At 48.9% G+C, this 17,715-nt stretch carries 19 protein-coding genes; 4 read left to right on the forward strand and 15 right to left on the reverse strand.

The window, feature by feature from the left end; all coding sequences use genetic code 11:
* Positions 1-235: 235 nt before the first annotated feature.
* The 14 genes from hisIE to hprK all read right to left on the reverse strand — a co-directional run bounded on the left by hisIE (position 236) and on the right by hprK (position 11,084).
* Positions 236-871, reverse strand: coding sequence for a bifunctional phosphoribosyl-AMP cyclohydrolase/phosphoribosyl-ATP diphosphatase HisIE (gene hisIE, locus LCM00_RS12890; protein ID WP_224902491.1), 636 nt, complete (start codon positions 869-871; stop codon positions 236-238).
* Positions 868-1,626: an imidazole glycerol phosphate synthase subunit HisF gene (gene hisF, locus LCM00_RS12895; RefSeq protein WP_224902494.1), complete on the reverse strand. Its 759-nt coding sequence runs from the start codon at positions 1,624-1,626 to the stop codon at positions 868-870. The genes hisIE and hisF overlap by 4 nt, the downstream gene beginning before the upstream one ends.
* Positions 1,626-2,357 (reverse strand): 1-(5-phosphoribosyl)-5-[(5-phosphoribosylamino)methylideneamino]imidazole-4-carboxamide isomerase, encoded by a 732-nt coding sequence (gene hisA / locus LCM00_RS12900; protein ID WP_224902497.1) that lies wholly within the window; start codon positions 2,355-2,357, stop codon positions 1,626-1,628. Before hisA ends, hisF begins: the two co-directional genes overlap by 1 nt.
* A complete protein-coding gene (gene hisH / locus LCM00_RS12905; RefSeq protein WP_224902500.1) occupies positions 2,354-2,992 on the reverse strand; it encodes an imidazole glycerol phosphate synthase subunit HisH in 639 nt (212 codons plus the stop codon). The genes hisA and hisH overlap by 4 nt, the downstream gene beginning before the upstream one ends.
* A gap of 1 nt (position 2,993) precedes the next feature.
* Positions 2,994-3,581: an imidazoleglycerol-phosphate dehydratase HisB gene (hisB, locus tag LCM00_RS12910; RefSeq protein ID WP_224902503.1), complete on the reverse strand. Its 588-nt coding sequence runs from the start codon at positions 3,579-3,581 to the stop codon at positions 2,994-2,996.
* On the reverse strand, positions 3,582-4,862 hold the full coding sequence (hisD, locus tag LCM00_RS12915) for a histidinol dehydrogenase (RefSeq protein WP_224902506.1): 1,281 nt from the start codon (positions 4,860-4,862) through the stop codon (positions 3,582-3,584). It lies immediately after the preceding gene.
* Positions 4,863-4,888: 26 nt separating this feature from the next.
* A complete protein-coding gene (hisG, locus tag LCM00_RS12920; RefSeq protein WP_224902509.1) occupies positions 4,889-5,530 on the reverse strand; it encodes an ATP phosphoribosyltransferase in 642 nt (213 codons plus the stop codon).
* Positions 5,527-6,711, reverse strand: coding sequence for an ATP phosphoribosyltransferase regulatory subunit (locus tag LCM00_RS12925; protein WP_224902511.1), 1,185 nt, complete (start codon positions 6,709-6,711; stop codon positions 5,527-5,529). Before LCM00_RS12925 ends, hisG begins: the two co-directional genes overlap by 4 nt.
* A gap of 99 nt (positions 6,712-6,810) precedes the next feature.
* Complete coding sequence (locus LCM00_RS12930) at positions 6,811-7,053, reverse strand: hypothetical protein (RefSeq protein ID WP_224902513.1); 243 nt, start codon at positions 7,051-7,053, stop codon at positions 6,811-6,813.
* A 62-nt stretch (positions 7,054-7,115) separates the two neighbouring features.
* Entirely contained in the window at positions 7,116-7,649 is a 534-nt protein-coding gene (locus LCM00_RS12935; RefSeq protein ID WP_224902516.1) for an acyltransferase, read from the reverse strand.
* Positions 7,646-8,299 (reverse strand): pyrophosphatase PpaX, encoded by a 654-nt coding sequence (gene ppaX, locus LCM00_RS12940; RefSeq protein ID WP_224902518.1) that lies wholly within the window; start codon positions 8,297-8,299, stop codon positions 7,646-7,648. The genes LCM00_RS12935 and ppaX overlap by 4 nt, the downstream gene beginning before the upstream one ends.
* Positions 8,296-9,243 (reverse strand): nucleoside recognition domain-containing protein, encoded by a 948-nt coding sequence (locus LCM00_RS12945; RefSeq protein ID WP_224902520.1) that lies wholly within the window; start codon positions 9,241-9,243, stop codon positions 8,296-8,298. The genes ppaX and LCM00_RS12945 overlap by 4 nt, the downstream gene beginning before the upstream one ends.
* Before the next feature lie 25 nt (positions 9,244-9,268).
* Entirely contained in the window at positions 9,269-10,096 is an 828-nt protein-coding gene (gene lgt / locus LCM00_RS12950) for a prolipoprotein diacylglyceryl transferase (RefSeq protein ID WP_224902522.1), read from the reverse strand.
* A 58-nt stretch (positions 10,097-10,154) separates the two neighbouring features.
* Positions 10,155-11,084: an HPr(Ser) kinase/phosphatase gene (gene hprK, locus LCM00_RS12955; protein WP_224902525.1), complete on the reverse strand. Its 930-nt coding sequence runs from the start codon at positions 11,082-11,084 to the stop codon at positions 10,155-10,157.
* 247 nt (positions 11,085-11,331) lie between these two features.
* On the opposite strand from hprK, the gene nagA reads away from it, so the two are divergent.
* From nagA to LCM00_RS12975, 4 genes are all read left to right on the forward strand, one after another.
* Complete coding sequence (gene nagA / locus LCM00_RS12960) at positions 11,332-12,507, forward strand: N-acetylglucosamine-6-phosphate deacetylase (RefSeq protein WP_224902528.1); 1,176 nt, start codon at positions 11,332-11,334, stop codon at positions 12,505-12,507.
* Positions 12,507-13,232 carry a glucosamine-6-phosphate deaminase gene (gene nagB / locus LCM00_RS12965; protein WP_224902531.1) on the forward strand — a complete coding sequence of 242 codons (726 nt, stop codon included), beginning with the start codon at positions 12,507-12,509 and terminating at the stop codon, positions 13,230-13,232. The genes nagA and nagB overlap by 1 nt, the downstream gene beginning before the upstream one ends.
* Positions 13,233-13,244: 12 nt before the next feature.
* Entirely contained in the window at positions 13,245-13,970 is a 726-nt protein-coding gene (locus LCM00_RS12970; protein WP_224902534.1) for a GntR family transcriptional regulator, read from the forward strand.
* Positions 13,971-14,703: 733 nt separating this feature from the next.
* Entirely contained in the window at positions 14,704-15,357 is a 654-nt protein-coding gene (locus tag LCM00_RS12975; RefSeq protein WP_224902536.1) for an N-acetylmuramoyl-L-alanine amidase, read from the forward strand.
* A 393-nt stretch (positions 15,358-15,750) separates the two neighbouring features.
* Here LCM00_RS12975 and LCM00_RS12980 read toward each other — a convergent pair whose 3' ends face one another.
* Positions 15,751-17,211: an IS1182 family transposase gene (locus LCM00_RS12980; protein WP_224902538.1), complete on the reverse strand. Its 1,461-nt coding sequence runs from the start codon at positions 17,209-17,211 to the stop codon at positions 15,751-15,753.
* Between the last annotated feature and the right edge of the window lie 504 nt (positions 17,212-17,715).

A 17,715-nucleotide genomic window follows, 5' to 3' on the forward strand; every position in this document is an offset into this window, starting at 1 on the left:
TTTCGGAGTAGCTCTGGAGAATTCTGCTGATTTTTCTAATGTTCTATTCAAAAACCACAATGATTCTGCCTAAATTTCACATGATTCTACCCAAATTTACCGTTATTCTACATAAATTTCGCATGATTCTACCAAAATTTACAGTTATTCTACATAAAATCGGCTTTATTCTACCAAAAATACATTTTTTACCAAAGTAAAAAAAGACCGGCACTCAGACCGGTCCTTTCTCTCATTATCCTCTTTCATGACGCTCTTTCAGCACACCAAGCACTTCCTTGAATGGCAGCTTCTGCTCGCGCAAGAGGACGAGCAGGTGGTAAAGGAGATCGGCAGTTTCCCATTTGAGCTCTTCCTGGTCGCGGTTTTTAGCAGCGATGATGACCTCTGCTGATTCCTCCCCGACTTTTTTCAGGATTTTATCCACGCCTTTTTCAAACAGATAGGTTGTGTAAGCCCCTTCCGGTCGCTCTTTTTCCCGCTGGCCGATCACCTGCTCCAGCTGGCCCAGGATGCTGTAGTTTTCCTCTTCGGCATCTGCCAGTCCTTCTGCCTGATAAACTGTTTCGTTAAAGCAGCTGACGGCGCCTGTATGGCATGCAGAACCGGCTGGCTCAACAAGCACGACAAGGGCATCCTGGTCACAGTCATATTTGATTTCTGCAATCTTCTGCGTATTTCCGCTGGTTGCTCCTTTATGCCACAGCTCCTGGCGGGATCTGCTGTAAAACCAGGTTTCGCCGCTTTCAATGGAGAGAGACAAAGATTCACGGTTCATATAGGCCAGAGTCAGTACTTCCCTCGTTTTCCGGTCCTGGACAATCGCCGGAATCAGCCCGTTTTCATCGTATTTCAGTTCATCTGGATTCATCGGACCGTCACCCCTTTTTCTTTTAGAAATTGTTTTACTTCGCTGACTGATGTTTCTTTATAATGGAAAATCGACGCAGCAAGGGCCGCATCTGCTTTTCCTTCTGTAAAAGCATCAGCAAAATGGGCACTGTTGCCGGCCCCGCCGGATGCAATGACCGGTACGCTGACCGCCTCGCTCACTGCTTTCGTTAATGAAAGGTCAAACCCGTTTTTCCCGCCGTCGGCATCCATGCTGGTCAGCAGGATCTCACCTGCGCCAAGCTCAACAGCCTTCCTTGCCCATTCAATTACTTCAAGGCCTGTCTCTTTGCGGCCTCCATGGGTGTATACTTTCCAGGATCCAGGCTCAGGATCATACTTCGCATCAATTGCGACAACGATGCACTGTGATCCAAAGAAGCTTGCTCCTTCCCTGATCAGTTCCGGATTGTTTACAGCTGCCGTATTCAAGGAAACCTTGTCAGCTCCAGCCCTGAGGATTCTTTTCATATCTTCAAGCGCATTGATCCCGCCGCCGACCGTAAAAGGGATGGCCAGCTCTGAAGCGACCGCCTTCACGACTTCGGTCATTGTCTTTCTGCCTTCATGGGAGGCAGAGATATCAAGGAAGACAAGCTCGTCAGCCCCCTGCTGATCATAAAAGCGGGCCAGCTCAACCGGATCGCCGGCATCGCGGAGCTGCACAAACTGAATCCCTTTTACAACCCGGCCATCCTTAACATCCAGGCATGGAATGATTCGTTTTGTCAGCATCAGCGGGCCACCTCTTTCAAGGCCTGTTCAACCGTAAACCGTCCTTCATAGATGGCTTTCCCGACAATCGCGCCGGAAACGCCCTCAGCTCCATACTCCTTCAATGCTGCCAAATCAGCAAGGCTGCTAACGCCCCCTGAAGCAATGACGCTTTTTCCGGTTGCTCCCGCGAGCTCCCTGACAGCCTCCGCGTTTGGCCCGGACAGCATTCCGTCTGTCGCGATATCGGTAAAAATAAAAGTCTCTGCTCCTGCATCAGCAAACCGCTTCCCAAGCTCAACCGCCTTTACACCGGAAGTATTGAGCCAGCCATGTGTCGCAACATAGCCATCCTTTGCATCCAGCCCGACCGCAATTTTTTCGCCGTATTTGCGGATCATCTTTTCAGCAAACTCAGGATCAGAGACTGCGATGCTGCCGATGATGACACGTGAAACGCCATTGCCGAGATAGTGGGCGATATCCTCCTCAGTCCTGATCCCCCCGCCTATCTGGACCTTTGCATCAAGTTCCTGTGCAGCTTTTATGACAAAAGAGTCATTCACACGCTTTCCATCTTTTGCGCCATCAAGGTCTACCATATGTATCCATTGTGCACCGGCATCTGCGAATGATTTCGCCATATCGAACGGAGAATCGCCGTACACCGTTTCTTTTTCATAATCCCCCTGCAGCAGGCGGACACATTTGCCTGCTCTCATATCAATTGCCGGATAGATTGTAAAGCTCATAGTGACTCTCCTCCTTTGCTGGCTATCATCGTGAAGTTACGCAGCAGCTCCATGCCAAGGGAACTGCTTTTTTCCGGGTGGAACTGCATCCCAAAGACATTGTCCCTGCCGACCACAGCAGGCACTTCCTTATCATAGAAGCTTCTCGCAATAACGACATCATGATCGCCCGGCTCTGCATAATAGGAATGGACAAAGTAGACATAGCCTTCTTCCACGTTCTTCAAGATCTGTGAAGAGTTTATGAACTCAAGCCTGTTCCAGCCCATATGCGGTACCTTGTATTTCTCGCCTTGCTCACCGGTACCCGGAAAACGGACAACCTTACCAGGCAAAAGTTTAAGGCCTTCTGTACAGCCATTTTCCTCACTGCTTTCAAATAAAAGCTGCATGCCAAGGCAGATGCCGGCGAGCGGCTTTCCTGCCGCGGTATATTCCTGGATCATCCCTGTCAGCCCGGCAGCATTCAGCCGGTCCATCGCATCCTTGAAGCTGCCTACTCCAGGCAGGATCAGCCCATCGGCTTTTTTCAGCTCCTCCTGGTCCTCTGATAAAAAGTAAGGGACTTCAAGCCGCTCGAGTGCTTTGCTTACGCTGAACAGATTACCCATTCCATAATCAATGATGCCGATCATTTTATAACATCCCTTTCGTTGACGGAACTCCTTTAATTCTTGGGTCGATTGTCGTTGCTTCATCAAGCGCCCTTGCAAGCGCCTTAAAGATTGCTTCAATAATATGGTGTGTATTTTGGCCATAGTGGACGATCACATGCAGATTCATCCGTGCTTCAAGGGCCAGCTTCCAGAGGAATTCATGGACAAGCTCTGTATCAAAGGTGCCAACCTTCTGGCTCGGGAAGTCTGCCCTGATTTCCAGGTGCGGACGGTTGCTCAGGTCAACGACTACCTGTGCGAGGGCTTCATCCATTGGCACAAACGCATTGCCGTACCGCTTGATCCCTTTTTTATCCCCAAGCGCTTCCTTCAGCACCTGGCCGAGGCAGATGCCGATATCCTCTGTTGTATGGTGGTCATCCACCTCTGTGTCACCCTTCGCATCAACTGTCAGATTGAATTGCCCGTGCTTGGCAAAAAGGTCGAGCATATGCGTCATGAATGGGACAGGCGTTTCCAGCTTGGATTGTCCTTCTCCATCGATATCGAGGGCTAGTGAAATTTGTGTTTCATTTGTATTCCGTTCAACAGATGCCGTTCTTGCCATTTACTTATCCTCCTTGTTATTCAGGCGCTCCTCGATTGCCCGCGCATGGGCTTCCAGGCCTTCAAGCCTGGCAAAGGATGCGATTTTTGCTCCATTTTCCTGAAGCGATTTTTCACTATAATAAACGATGCTCGATTTTTTCTGAAAGTCTTCCACATTGAGCGGACTTGAGAAACGGGCTGTCCCGTTTGTCGGCAATACGTGATTCGGACCGGCAAAATAGTCGCCGACAGGCTCAGGGCTGAAGCGGCCCAAAAAAATGGCTCCCGCATGCCTGATTTGGCCGAGCAGCTCCATGGGGTTTTCAGTCAGGACCTCGAGATGCTCCGGCGCCAGCCGGTTCACTGTTTCAACCGCTTCTTCCATTGTTTCCGCCACATAAATCACACCGAAGTCTTTAATCGATTGGGCTGCAATTTCCCGGCGCGGCAGATCTGCAAGCTGCCGTTTCACCTCTTCTGCCACCTGTTCAGCGAGATTTGAGGATGTGGTAACCAGAACACTGCAGGCCATCGGATCATGCTCTGCCTGTGACAGCAGGTCTGCAGCGACTTCGTTGGCCTTAGCCGTATCGTCGGCAAGCACTGCAATCTCACTTGGGCCCGCGATCATGTCAATATCCACATCGCCGAAGACTTCCCTTTTCGCGAGTGCGACGAAGATATTCCCCGGACCTGTGATTTTATCAACCGGCTGAATGGACTCTGTGCCATATGCCAATGCCGCTATTGCCTGGGCACCGCCAATCTTGTAGACCTCTTCTGCTCCTGCTTCCTTTGCAGCCACAAGTACTGCAGCCGGAAGCTTTCCGTCCCGGCCTGGCGGGGAAGTGATGACGATTCTTCTTACTCCTGCCACTTTTGCCGGGATTACATTCATGAGGACAGAGGAAGGATAGGCAGCAGTGCCTCCCGGAACATACAAGCCTGCTGAATCAAGCGGTGTCACCTTCTGGCCGAGCATTGTCCCATTTTCATCCGTGGTCATCCAGGAAGGCCGAAGCTGCTTCTCGTGAAAGCTGCGGATATTGGCTGCTGCCTCCTTGATCACCTCCAGGATAGAAGGGTCGATTGTGCTGTAAGCTTCCTCTACTTCAGCATATGAGGCCGCAAAGGAGGAAAGCTGGATACCATCAAACTTTTCCGTGAAGCTGCGGACTGCTTCGTCACCGTTTTTGCGGACCTCGGCAATGATGCTTTTAACAGCTTTTCTCTGCTCTTCCGTACCGCTGTCGACCGACCTTTTAATAGAAATATCTTCTGATACTTTAATGATTTTCATCCTGTTTTCCTCCTTGGAGCAAAAGCTTATAGAGCTGCCTGTTCATTCACGACTCTGCTCAGCTTGTCGACAATCTCGCTGATCCGCTTGTCCTTGATCCGGTAGCTGACCGGATTGACAATCAGCCTGGATGTGATGCCGACGATCTGCTCATACTCAACCAAACCGTTTTCTTTGAGCGTCCTGCCTGTTGAAACGATATCAACGATCCTGTCGGACAGTCCGATCAGCGGAGCCAGCTCAATCGAGCCGTTCAGCTTGATGATTTCCACCTGTTCCCCCTGCTCACGGAAATAAGCCGCGGCAACATTCGGATATTTAGTCGCCACTTTCGGCGCGACTTCATTCATTTTCGTACCAGGAATTCCTGCTACAGCAAGATAGCAGGCACTGATTTGGAGGTCGAGGAGCTCATATACATCCCGCTCTTCCTCGAGCATAACATCCTTTCCGGCAATCCCAAGATCGGCGACTCCGTGCTCTACATAGGTCGGTACGTCCATCGGCTTTGCAAGGATAAACTGAAATCTTTCTTCTTCCACATCGATGATCAGCTTGCGTGAGTCATCAAATTCGGGCGGCAGATCAAAGCCGGCCTGGCGCAGCAGCTCTGCAGCCTCCTCGAATATCCGCCCTTTCGGCATCGCAATTGTCAGCAGGTCCTTCATTGCTGCTCCTCCTTCCCGGCTTTTCCGACTAAAAAGGTAATATCATCATATTGGCTTGTGCACGCATCCAGGTTTTTGACGCCGCTGATGTCCTGAAGCACAGCCTTGATCCCTGATTTCCGCATATCCTTCGCTTTTTCATACGCCTCGCGCCGGCGCTCAGCGCTGAAGATGATGCAATGCAGCGGCTCTTTTGCACCTGCTCCGCCAAGTGCCTCAAGCAGGCGGTCAAGCCGGATAGCAAAGCCGGTCGCACCTGAAGATTTCCCGAACTTTTTCAGCAGGAGATCATAGCGGCCCCCGTTGCCGATCGGAAAGCCGACATTCCCGGCGTATACTTCAAATAAGATGCCAGTGTAATAGCTCATATGGCTGACGAGCGTCAAATCGAGCTTGATTTTCTCACCTTCACCAAAATCGGCCATTGTGTCCCAAAGACGTTCAAGCTGGACGATCGCTTCCCTGCCCTTATTATTTTCAATCAGGCTGAACGCCTGCTCAATGGCTTCACGGCCGCCCCTGAGCTGGAGGAAATCCAGAAGGCGCTGCTTATCTATAGAAGACAGCGGGAGATTCTTCACATGCTCCCGGTACCCGACATAATTTTTTTCGTAAAGAAATCTCGTTAATTCATTGGCCCTTTCTTCTGTTCCAAGAACCTGACGGAAAAACTCCTGGACAAAGCCGATATGGCCGACAGATAGCTGGAAGTCCTCCAATCCCGCTTTTTTCAGCGAGCTGATGAGGAGAGCCAGCCCTTCGCCATCCGCACTGATTGAATCATCGCCAATCAGCTCGACGCCGATCTGCTCAAACTCAGCCGGTCGTCCGCCTTCCCTCTGCTGGGCCCGGTACACATTGGCCGAATAAGCAAGCCTTAATGGAAGGTCTTCCTTCAGGAGCCTCGATGCAGCCACACGGGCAATCGGGGCTGTCATATCAGGCCTGAGCACAAGAGTATGGCCCTGCTGGTCCAAGAGCTTGAACAGCTGCTGATCAACTGTTGCCGAAGCCGAACCGACGGTTTCATAATATTCAAGCGCCGGTGTTTCCATAAACTGATAGCCCCAGCTCTTCATCTCATCTTCAATGGAAGAGCGGACCCTGCTTTTCGTTTCGTATATTTCAGGCAATGTATCACGCATGCCTAATGGCTTTTCAAACATAAATAAACGGCTCATCGAATTCCACCTCTAAATCCAAAAGTTCAAAATCCTTTAGTTCGCTAATATGTTATCGAATTGAAGTTATTAGTAGTTTATCGCTGTTTCCAGCAGGCGTCAACCATTAATGCTTATTTTCTGAAAATCAGGGGGATGTATCCGTGGAAAAGCTGATGGTGCGGCTTTATTGAGGGCTTGGATTAAGGTAGCAGCGTGTCCTGGCGGTTTTATTTGCGGAGTTTTTGTTTTATTTGCGGGAATCTGGATATATTTGCGGGTTTTGATTTTTATTTGCGAGTTTCCAATTTTATTTGCGGCTTTCCCGATATATTTGCAAGTTTCCATTTTGGCAGCTTTCACAATTTACCTGCCCCCTCCTCCTAAAAAAAGCCCCATCAACCGAAGTCAATGAAGCCTTTTCCTCACTCAGCCTGGCCGTAGATCGGATCATCCTGCCAGCGCTCTTGCAGTTCTTCTTTTGTATAAATGACGCGCATCGGATTTCCTCCGACAAAGCTGCCGGGCGGGACGTCCTTGTGGACAAGGGTTCCGGCGGAGACGATGGCACCGTCTCCAATTGTGATGCCGGGCAGCAGGGTTGAGTTGGCGCCGATCATGACCTCGCTGCCGATATTCACTTCACCGAGGCGGTATTCACGAATTAAATATTCGTGCGCAAGGATGGTTGTGTTATAGCCGATGACTGTGTTCCGTCCGACGCTTATTTTTTCCGGGAACATTACATCCAGCATCACCATAAGCGCAAACGAAGTCTGATCTCCGACCTTCATTTTTAAAAATGTGCGGTACAGCCAGTTTTTCAATCCGAGAAAAGGGGTGTACCGGGCCAGCTGTATGACGATGAAATTTTTTACAACCTTCGCGAACGGGACCGTTTTGTACACATGCCAGAGGGAATTGGCGCCCTCAACCGGATGCCTGACTGTCTTCCTCATCCTTTATAATCCTCCAGGATATCAAGGAGGTCAGCCATATTCTCCAGCATAAAATCAGGCTTGTACTGCATCAGGTGCTCCCTGCCCTTAGCAGACCATGCGACAGCTGCTGATTTGGTTCCTGCATTATGACCGGCAAGGATATCATGGTGGTTATCGCCGACCATGATCGCTTCCTCCGGACGGGAGCCGAGAAGGTCAAGCGCCTTGAAAATCGGCTCTGGGTCAGGCTTTGGTTTTTCCACATGGTCCAGTGCCACAACAACCTCAAAGAACTGGTCCAGATTTGTCAGCTTCAGTCCTTTTTCCACGACAGGCATTACCTTCGTCGTGACGATGCCAAGCTTGTAGCCTGACTCCTTCAAGGTCCTGACTGTGTCAAACACACCCTCAAACTCTTTGACTAGCACATCATGGTTGGCCAGGTTGAACTCGCGGTATTTGCCGATCATCTCTTCAACCCTGCTTTCATCAATGCTGGCAAAAGTCTCATGCAGGGTCGGACCCATGAACGGGAGTACATCCTCCCGCTTATATTTGTTTGGATAATAGCCTTCAAGCGTGTGGAGGAATGACCTGATGATCAGTTCATTTGTGTCGATCAATGTTCCGTCAAGATCAAATAAAATAGTGTTTATGTTTTCGTTCACAAAGCAGCTTCCTTTCTATTGCTGGCCATTTGGGAGCGGCGGTTCCAGAAAAACGCGACCGCCAAAGTCAGTACGATGGCTGTGCCGAGACGTATCAGGAGCAGCGGCAGCACCGGAATGCCGAGCGGGAGGAAAATAAGTGTATCTTCGATTACCGCGTGGCATGCGACCAGGAAGATGAACGCGATGGTAACATCCTTCCTGCTGACTCCGTCCTCTTTGACAGCCTGTATCATGACACCCGCCCCGTATGCCAGGCCAAAAATCAGGCCGGCGGCCAAAGTGGTCGAGGTGTTCTCTTTCATTCCCAGCGCCCTTGTTGCAGGCGCCATCCATTTTGAAAAAACATCCAGCCATTTCAAGTCTTTCAGCAGCTGTATACCAATCATCAGCGGAATGACGATGATGGCGAGCTGCAGAATCCCCAAACCAGCCTTGGTTACCGCTTCTAAAAGAATGGCAGCAACGCCTGCTGCCTGTTCTTCCTTCGCCGGGATCAGGCCGTACTGGGCAAGCTCAGATCCGCCGTGCCATACCAGGTTGATCACCACGGCAGACAGGATGGCAAGGCCGAAACGTACTAGCAGGATAATCCAAAGCTTGACGCCCACCTTGAGTGCCACACTGGATTCAATCAGGATATTATGCGAGAAGGACAGCATGACCGCAATGATGAATACTTCCTTCACCGAAAGATCCAATGTCAGAATGGCCCCGATGGCTGCGTACAGATTCAGGAAGTTCCCCAGCACAAGCGGAATGGCCGCATCGCCAGACAGTCCAAGCAGTCCCATCAGCGGCGTTATCATCTTGATTATCCAGGGAAGCACAGGCGTATATTGAAGCAGCGCTACAATCAGCGTGACAGGGAAAATGATTTTCCCCAGTGACCATGTCGTTTTAAGCCCTGCAGCTAATCCTCGTTTGAGCGTGCCGAACAGCATGTATCTCTCTCCCCTTTTTTTAAAACTATTGAGCTTTAGCGCTCTTATCTAAATATCGTTTGTCTGCATAGCCTTTTGTTCTTCTGAAGACGATGAGTACAATGGCCCCGATGATCAGGACGATGGAAATCATCTGCGCCATACGGAGGCTTTCAGTCAGCATCAGGCTGTCCGTCCTCATCCCTTCAACGAAGAAGCGGCCGATGCTGTACCATATGACATACGTAAGAAAAAGCTCGCCCCTGCGCAAATTCACTCTTCTTAAAGACAGGAGGATAACAAATCCGGCTATATTCCATAATGATTCATACAGGAAAGTCGGATGGTAGTACGTTCCGTTTATGTACATCTGATCTATGATGAACTGCGGAAGATGAAGATTTTCCAAAAACGCACGTGTTACTTCACGGCCATGTGCTTCCTGATTCATGAAGTTGCCCCAGCGGCCGATAGCCTGGCCGAGGATGATGCTCGGCGCTGTGATGTCAGCCAGCTGCCAGAAAGAAATGCCTCTTTTCTTTGCAAAAACATAGGCAGTGATGACAGAGCCGATCAATGCCCCGTGAATGGCGATGCCGCCATGCCAGATTTTAATGATCTCGGCAGGGTTTTGAGCATAATAGTCCCATTCAAAAATGACATAATACAGCCTTGCAGACAAAATTGCGATAGGAATTGCCCACAGCATCAGATCGGCAAACAGTTCCTTCTGCAGCCCGCGCTTTTCCCCTTCGCGCATGGCCAGCCATAAAGCAAGTGCAATCCCCGTCCCGATGATCAGCCCGTACCAGTGGACCTGGATGGGACCGAGCGAAAAAGCAATCGGATCAAGCGGCTGGATATTTTGTTCCATAATTATTCTCCTTTTTTGCAGAATCCCCTTACAGAAACTCTCTATTTATATAGATATGCTAATCGTTGTCTCCGTCCTCGATCACATCAGACAGGCGGCTTGTGAATTGCTCGGCGGCATTGACGCCCATTCGCTTCAAACGGAAGTTCATTGCGGCCACTTCAATGATGACAGCAAGGTTCCGCCCCGGGCGGACCGGGATCGTGAGCCTGGTGATATCTGTGTCAATGATCTTCATTTTCTCTTCATCAAGGCCAAGGCGGTCATATTGTTTTTTCTGATCCCACAGCTCAAGATTCATGACAAGGGAAATGCGCTTATTGCTGCGGACGGCACCTGCACCGAACAAGGTCATTACATTGATGATGCCAAGCCCCCTGATCTCAAGCAAGTGCTCAATCAGCTCCGGCGAGGTCCCGACAAGATAATCTTCATCTTCCTGGCGGATTTCCACGCAGTCATCTGCAACAAGGCGGTGTCCTCTTTTCACAAGCTCAAGGGCTGTTTCACTTTTACCAACGCCGCTCTTGCCCGTAATAAGCACGCCCACTCCGTATATATCGACAAGCACGCCATGCACCGCGGTCGTCGGGGCCAGCTTGCTTTCAAGGAAATTTGTCAAAAGGCCTGAGAACCTGGTGGTTTTCTGCTTGGAACGCATAACAGGCACTGCTTCCCTTTCCGAAGCCTCAATGAGCCCCTCCGGCACTTCCATATCCCTTGTAATAATAATGCCTGGCGTGATATCAGTGCAGAGGGATTCCATCCTGTTCTGCCTGTCTGCATCACTCAGCTTCTCCGCAAAGCTCATCTCCGTCTTTCCTATGAGCTGGATGCGCTCTGCAGGGTAATAGTCAAAAAATCCCGCCATTTCAAGCCCGGGCCTGGAAATATCACTTGTCGTAATCGGCCGGTTGATCCCTTCCTCCCCGCTGATCAGCTCTAAATTAAACTTCTCAATGATGTCTTTTGTTCGCACTTTTGCCACGCTGTTGTCCTCCTTTTGCGGAATGCGCCTGATAAGGTCTATTATAATGAATGGTTTCTTTCAATTGGAGAAACTACACAATAAAGTTTCATCTTATTGTAGCATTTTTCCCCGCAGAACCAAATTGTGCTATCTGATTTTTTCAAAAACCTTTACATAAAGGATACAGAATTGGTATAGACAACTATATATGATTATTTTATCATGGAAATATAAAATATCAGGATTCAGAACGGAGATGTAATACATGAGTTCCCTACTTTTAAAAAACAGCAGAGTGCTGACAGAGGATGGAATAATTGATAATGGATATGTACTGGTTGAAGACGGTACGATTAAAAGCTTCGGCCCAGCGGATGAATTTGGCGGCCAGCCTGCAGATAAAACGATAGAGCTGGATGCCGGTGCAACCCTGGCACCGGGCTTTATCGACATTCACATCCACGGAGCAGGCGGGGCCGATACGATGGACAGCACACCTGAAGCATTACAGACGATAGCCCGGACTCTTCCCGCTGAAGGGACAACAAGCTTCCTGGCGACCACTATTACACAGGAAAAATCCTTGATCGAACAGGCACTGGCCAATGCGGCAGCATACAAGCCGGAAGGGGCGGAAGCCGAAATGCTCGGCATCCATCTCGAAGGTCCCTTTATTAATGAAAAAAGAAAAGGTGCCCAGCCGCTCAAGCATATCCTGAAAAGTGATGTAGAGTTATTCAAATCCTGGCAGGAAAAAGCCGGACAGCTGATCAAGCTCGTCACCCTTGCCCCTGAACTGGAAGGCGGCAAAGAACTGGTCCGCCATCTGGCTGAAACTGGCGTTGTTGCTTCCATCGGGCATTCTGATGCAGACTATGAAGAAGTCAGCGAGGCTGTGGTAGCAGGTGCGACCCATGTAACCCACCTTTTCAATGGCATGAAGGGACTTCATCACCGCGAACCCGGCACAGCAGGCGCAGCCCTCCTCTTCAAAGAGCTGATTGTGGAAATGATCGCAGATGGAGTCCATGTACGGCCTGAAATGATCAAGCTGGCATTGAACAGCAAGGGATTAGATGGAATGGTGCTGATCACCGATTCTATGAGGGCAAAATGCCTGAAAAACGGCACCTATGATCTCGGCGGCCAGGACGTCACTGTCAAGGATGGCATGGCCTTGCTTGAAGACGGCACACTTGCGGGAAGCATCCTGAAAATGAAGGACTCTGTCAAAAATATGACGGCGTTTACGGACATCACATTAGCTGAAGCCGTCAAGCTCGCCAGTGAAAATCCTGCAAAGCAGCTGAAAGTATTCGACCGCAAAGGCAGCATTGCAGAAGGAAAAGATGCAGATCTTACAGTCCTGAACGAAAACATGGACATTGTACTGACGATCTGCCGCGGAAAAGTCGCATATAACCATTTGGAGGTAGAATGATGAAAATCGTCCAAGCAAAAGACTACCAGGATATGAGCAGGATTGCCTGCCAGATTATCCTGGAAAAAATCAAATCAGCTCCTTCCCTCACATTGGGCCTTGCAACCGGAAGCACGCCTAAAGGGCTGTACGATTGCTTAGCAGAGGATTATAAGGATAACAGGACTTCTTATAAAAATATCCATACAGCCAATCTTGATGAATATATCGGCCTGCCTAAGGAAGATAAGAACAGCTACCATACCTTCATGAATGAAAATCTGTTCAAGCATATCGACATACCTGTGAGCCAGACTTATATTCCGAATGGCCTGGCTGCTGACCTGGCAGAGGAATGCAGGCGCTATGACAGGCAGATCAAAATGCTTGGCGGAATTGACCTTCAGGTGCTCGGCATCGGGCAGAACGGCCATATCGGCTTCAATGAACCCGGTACTCCCTTTTCAAGCAGGACCCATGTCGTAGACCTTGATGAAAGCACAATCGAAGCAAACAGCCGTTTTTTCTCCAGCATAGAAGAAGTTCCGAACCAGGCCATCACAATGGGCATCGCCTCCATCCTTGACAGCAGGGAAATCCTGCTGCTTGCTTCAGGCAAATCAAAGGCCGAAGCCATCTATCATCTATTGAACGGAAAGCCGGATGAAAAATTCCCTGCGTCCGCCCTCCAGCTGCATCCGCATGTGACAATCGTGGCTGACGCAGAGGCACTGCAAAAGGTATAAGGAGACATTCATATGATTGATAAAAATTCACCGATTCCCATCTATCACCAGCTGGAAGAACAGCTGAAAAAGCAGATTAGGGAAGGCACCCTGCAGGAAGAAGCAGCCATACCATCCGAACGGGAATATGCCGAGCAATTCCAGATCAGCAGGATGACCGTGAGGCAGGCCATCAGCAATCTTGTCAGGGAAGGCCTCCTATACCGGGAAAAGGGCCGCGGCACATTCGTCAACAAACAAAAAGTCGAGCAGGAGCTCCAGGGGCTAACAAGTTTCACGGAGGATATGCTGATGCGAGGGATGAAGCCGAGCAGCCGGACCCTTTCCTTTCAAACAATGCCTGCTCCAGCCGGCATTGCATCCCGACTTCAGATTGCCGAGGGCAGCCCAGTCTATGAAATCACCAGGATCCGCCTGGCCGACGGACTGCCCATGGCAATTGAAACCAACTATATCCCTGAGACACTCATGCCCGGCCTGACAGAAGAGGACCTGGCCAATTCCCTTTACGAATATGCCGAAAACCGCCTATCCCTGTCCATCGCAGAAGCAGAACAGGAAATCGAAGCAGCCGGCGCCAAAAGCCGGGAGGCCGGCCTTCTCTCCATACAAGAAGGCTCCCCCATCCTCCTCATCCTCCGCACAACCCGGCTCTCCGACGGCACCCCCTTCGAATTCGTCCAATCCGCCTACCGGGCTGACCGGTATAAATTCATTCATACCATGCGGAGGGTGTGAGGGGATTTGCGGTTATGTATTAGTATTAAAGGCAAAATTGCTATTCGTTAGGACGTATTAATTTCTTTAAGATATTTTGAGGCCCTAGAGAATTTCTAAAACCTTGTTGGTCGGAGTGGAAGGCACGAAGACTCCTGCGGGAAACAGCGGCAGAGCTGAGACCCCGCAAGAGCTTGCTCTGAGGAGGCTCGGCGCCGCCCCGCGGAAAGCGAAGTGCCTGCAACGCAGATCAACAGGCCCGTTCAAAGAGAGCTTTAGGTTCTCTTCCTTTGGTCTTTTACACATAAAGTTTTAAAACCCTGTTGATCGAAGTGGAAGGCACGCAGACTCCTGCGGGATTGCAGCGGCAGAGCTGAGACCCCGCAAGAGCTTGCTCTGAGGAGGCTCAGCGCCGCCCCGCGGAAAGCGAAGTGCCTGCAGCGCAGATCAACAGCCTCATTCAAAGAAGCTTTGGTCTCCCCCTTTGGCAAATGCAAATAAATTCTAAAAACCTGTTGATTGCAGTGGAAGCCACGCAGACTCCTGCGGGATTGCAGCGGCAAAGCTGAGACCCCGCAGGAGCTTGCTCTGATGAGGCTCGGCGCCGCCCCGCGGAAAGCGAAGTGCCTGCAGCGCAGATCAACAGCCCCTGTTCAAAGAGAGCAGTGGATAAAAATTTATTCACCCTCACCATGTCCTAAATCCCCATTTCCCCCTATATAGTAAATGAACAAATCATTTAGGAGGGAAACAAATGAAAATCATACTCGACGCAGGACACGGCTACGAAACCCCTGGAAAAAGAAGCCCCGACGGCTTCAGAGAATACGAATTCAACCGCCAGGCCGCACACTACTGCCGCAAACTCCTCGAACAGGCCGGATTCACCGTCCTGAACTCCCATTCCGACGAATGGGACATCCCATTATCCGAAAGAACAGGCATGGCCAACCGCTGGAAAGCAGACTGCTATATCTCCATCCATGCCAACGCTTACGGAACAGGCTGGAACAGCGCAAACGGAATCGAAACATACGTCCACACCTCCCGCCCTGCAGAAGCAGTAAAACTCGCCCAAGCCGTCCAGGCACAGCTCGTAAAAGAAACCGGCCTGGCCGACCGCGGAGTCAAAACCGCAGACTTCCATGTATTAAGAAAAACCAGCATGACAGCCATCCTCATCGAATGCGGATTCATGACCAACAAAACAGAATGCAGTCTGCTGCAATCCAAAGAATACCAGCAACTCTGCGGAGAAACCATCGGCAAGGCACTCCTATCCTTCTACAAACCATCAAGCGGCCTCTACAAAGTCCAAGCCGGAGCCTTCTCCCAACTAAAAAACGCTCAAACCCTCGCTGAAAAACTAAGAGACAACGGCGTACCGACTTTTATTACTTATTCCTGAGAATAAAAAAAGAGCGGTCACCGCATAAAGTGATCCGCTCTTTTTTATAGACAAAGGTGCACGGTATATGATCTTCCGCCCTCAGCCGATTTAGTTAATCCTACTGGCCTTTTTTTGGAATTAGTAAGCTAGCCTAATCTCTAGGACACAAAAAAACTTTAGAAACCCTGTTGATCGGAGTGGAGGGCACGCAGACTCCTGTGGGATTGCAGCGGCAGAGCTGAGACCCCGCAGACGCGCAGCGAGGGCACTGAAAAACTTATGCTTTTTTCATTCTAAAGACGGTCAGTAGAAGAATATCAAAACTTATTTAGGGAAAGGGTGAATACAAATCGAAAATGCAGATTTCCTTCGGAAAATAGACGGAAAGTTGCTTATCTCCCTCCTTTTTCTTTACTTCTTTTCTTTAAGAAGTTTGATAATTCGTTTGAGATTGACTGCGAATATGGTTGTGGCTCCTTGAATTTCCATACCAAATAGACCCGAGGAAATCGCTGTATCATACCCGTGTCCATGTTTAAGTTCACTATTTTTCGCTTCAATCTTATAGCGGTTTTTTGCCAGGGTTTTAAATCTTTCCGTTTCCTGGAATGCCTCCTGGTCAAGGTGCTCTGTAGACTTAATAGTGATGGAATAGGATTTGGTCTTGGCACCTTCCTGATAACACCCTTCACGTAAAGGGCAGACCTTACATTTTTCTATATCAAAAAGGTACTTAATTCTAGGGTTTTTATCCTGGTTTTTTCTATCGTCGTATTTAGTCTTAATGGCCATATGCCCGGCTTTACACACGTACATTCCTGCATCTTTGTTAAATTGAAATTCATCTTCCTTTGATCGTCTGCCTTGAGTAATATGGGGATGTAGTTTAGAAACAAGCTCAAGCTTTTCTTCTTTAGTGTAACAAATATTCTCTTTGTCGGAATAAGCAGTATCTCCAATGACTGTTTTAATTTCCATGCCTGTAGCCTTGCTTTTCCCGATTAGATCCTTCAGATATTTCCCGTCACTTTTTTCACCTGTTGTAACAACAGCTGCTGTGATGATTCGTTCGTCACTCATAGCGATATGAGTTTTGTAGCCAAAGAAGGAAGAATCAACTGTTTTATGCCCGACACGTGCATCTGGATCAGTTGAAAAGCTCAACTGATCGGTGCAGTCTTCCACTACTTCTTTAAGTAGATTTAACTTCTCCTTAACCGCAGGAAATTCAGATACCTTCGGTTCTGATTCAACAACGGAAATAACTTGGCGGCAATAATCCAGTTCATCTTCCACTTCGTTAGAAGTGGATTTCGGAGGGAATCTCTCTTTGATAGATTCATCAATTTGGTAAACGGCTTTCCGGACATTCTTTGATTTTTCCTGCAAATATTCCTTCGGTGATTTTTGGTTATAACGAGCTTTTGTATGTGTGGCATCAATGATAATGGTTTTACTTGTAATGATTTTCTTTTCTAGTGCAATTTCAACTGTCTTTTTAATAAGTAAATCCAATAAACCTACATCTTTGAGGCGTTGTTTACGAAAACGTGTTAAAGAACTTGGATCAATGACGGGGTCTTCTGGGGCCATATCAAGAAAGTATTTAAATGACATATCGTATTTGGATCGTTCTACTAAGTCTACGTCAGACAATTCATGAATGGCTTTAAGCAGTAGGTATTTGAACATCCGTATTGGAGGGATGGCATTGCGGCCGTTATCAAGGCAATATTTCGTTTTCAATTCTTCAAGTATGAATGAGAAGTCCACCAACTCCTTGATTTGGCGAAGCATATTATCTTTTGGGATAACGACATCATAGATAGCCATATACGGGCTGAGAGGGAGCGAATCTTGAAAGGAAATCATTTGGATACCACCTACAAATTGTTGTTAACCATATTATAAAATAGAAAAGCAGTTGAATGCTGAAAAATCAGCATTCAACTGCCAAAAAGAAGTTCACCCTTGATATTAGGTAAATGAATGAATTCTTCAGTTCTATAAAGGGATTTAGTATTCTTTATGGAAGATACTTTTTCAGTGCCCTCCGCGCAGCGGTGAGGAGGCTCAGCGCCGCCCCATGGAAAGCGAAGTGCCCGCAGCGTTAGATCAACAGCCCCATTTAAAGAGGGGTTTTGGTCTCTCCTTTTTACTAATGCAAATAAATTCTAAAAACCCTGTTGAATCGGAGTGGAAGGCACGAAGACTCCTGCGGGATTGCAGCGGCAAAGCTGAGACCCCGCAAGAGCTTGCTCTGAGGAGGCTCAGCGCCGCCCCGCGGAAAGCGAAGTGCCTGCAGCGCAGACCAACAGCCCCATAAACAGCAGTAACCTAACTATTTTCGCAAAAGGGGTCTTTTCATTATTAGAC

It is taken from the genome of Bacillus infantis (genome assembly GCF_020171945.1).
GTDB classification, from domain to species: domain Bacteria; phylum Bacillota; class Bacilli; order Bacillales; family Cytobacillaceae; genus Bacillus_AB; species Bacillus_AB infantis_A.

What these genes read in the sequence shown, in the direction of transcription:
- nagA (WP_224902528.1), top strand. Translation starts at nt 11,332, where the DNA reads ATGAGTTCCCTACTTTTAAAAAACAGCAGAGTGCTGACAGAGGATGGA.
- lgt (WP_224902522.1), bottom strand. Translation starts at nt 10,096, where the DNA reads ATGGAACAAAATATCCAGCCGCTTGATCCGATTGCTTTTTCGCTCGGT.
- nagB (WP_224902531.1), top strand. Translation starts at nt 12,507, where the DNA reads ATGAAAATCGTCCAAGCAAAAGACTACCAGGATATGAGCAGGATTGCC.
- LCM00_RS12975 (WP_224902536.1), top strand. Translation starts at nt 14,704, where the DNA reads ATGAAAATCATACTCGACGCAGGACACGGCTACGAAACCCCTGGAAAA.
- LCM00_RS12945 (WP_224902520.1), bottom strand. Translation starts at nt 9,243, where the DNA reads ATGCTGTTCGGCACGCTCAAACGAGGATTAGCTGCAGGGCTTAAAACG.
- hisA (WP_224902497.1), bottom strand. Translation starts at nt 2,357, where the DNA reads ATGAGCTTTACAATCTATCCGGCAATTGATATGAGAGCAGGCAAATGT.
- hisG (WP_224902509.1), bottom strand. Translation starts at nt 5,530, where the DNA reads ATGAAGGACCTGCTGACAATTGCGATGCCGAAAGGGCGGATATTCGAG.
- LCM00_RS12970 (WP_224902534.1), top strand. Translation starts at nt 13,245, where the DNA reads ATGATTGATAAAAATTCACCGATTCCCATCTATCACCAGCTGGAAGAA.
- LCM00_RS12935 (WP_224902516.1), bottom strand. Translation starts at nt 7,649, where the DNA reads ATGAGGAAGACAGTCAGGCATCCGGTTGAGGGCGCCAATTCCCTCTGG.
- hisF (WP_224902494.1), bottom strand. Translation starts at nt 1,626, where the DNA reads ATGCTGACAAAACGAATCATTCCATGCCTGGATGTTAAGGATGGCCGG.
- hisB (WP_224902503.1), bottom strand. Translation starts at nt 3,581, where the DNA reads ATGGCAAGAACGGCATCTGTTGAACGGAATACAAATGAAACACAAATT.
- hisIE (WP_224902491.1), bottom strand. Translation starts at nt 871, where the DNA reads ATGAATCCAGATGAACTGAAATACGATGAAAACGGGCTGATTCCGGCG.
- hisD (WP_224902506.1), bottom strand. Translation starts at nt 4,862, where the DNA reads ATGAAAATCATTAAAGTATCAGAAGATATTTCTATTAAAAGGTCGGTC.
- LCM00_RS12980 (WP_224902538.1), bottom strand. Translation starts at nt 17,211, where the DNA reads ATGATTTCCTTTCAAGATTCGCTCCCTCTCAGCCCGTATATGGCTATC.
- hisH (WP_224902500.1), bottom strand. Translation starts at nt 2,992, where the DNA reads ATGATCGGCATCATTGATTATGGAATGGGTAATCTGTTCAGCGTAAGC.
- LCM00_RS12925 (WP_224902511.1), bottom strand. Translation starts at nt 6,711, where the DNA reads ATGAGCCGTTTATTTATGTTTGAAAAGCCATTAGGCATGCGTGATACA.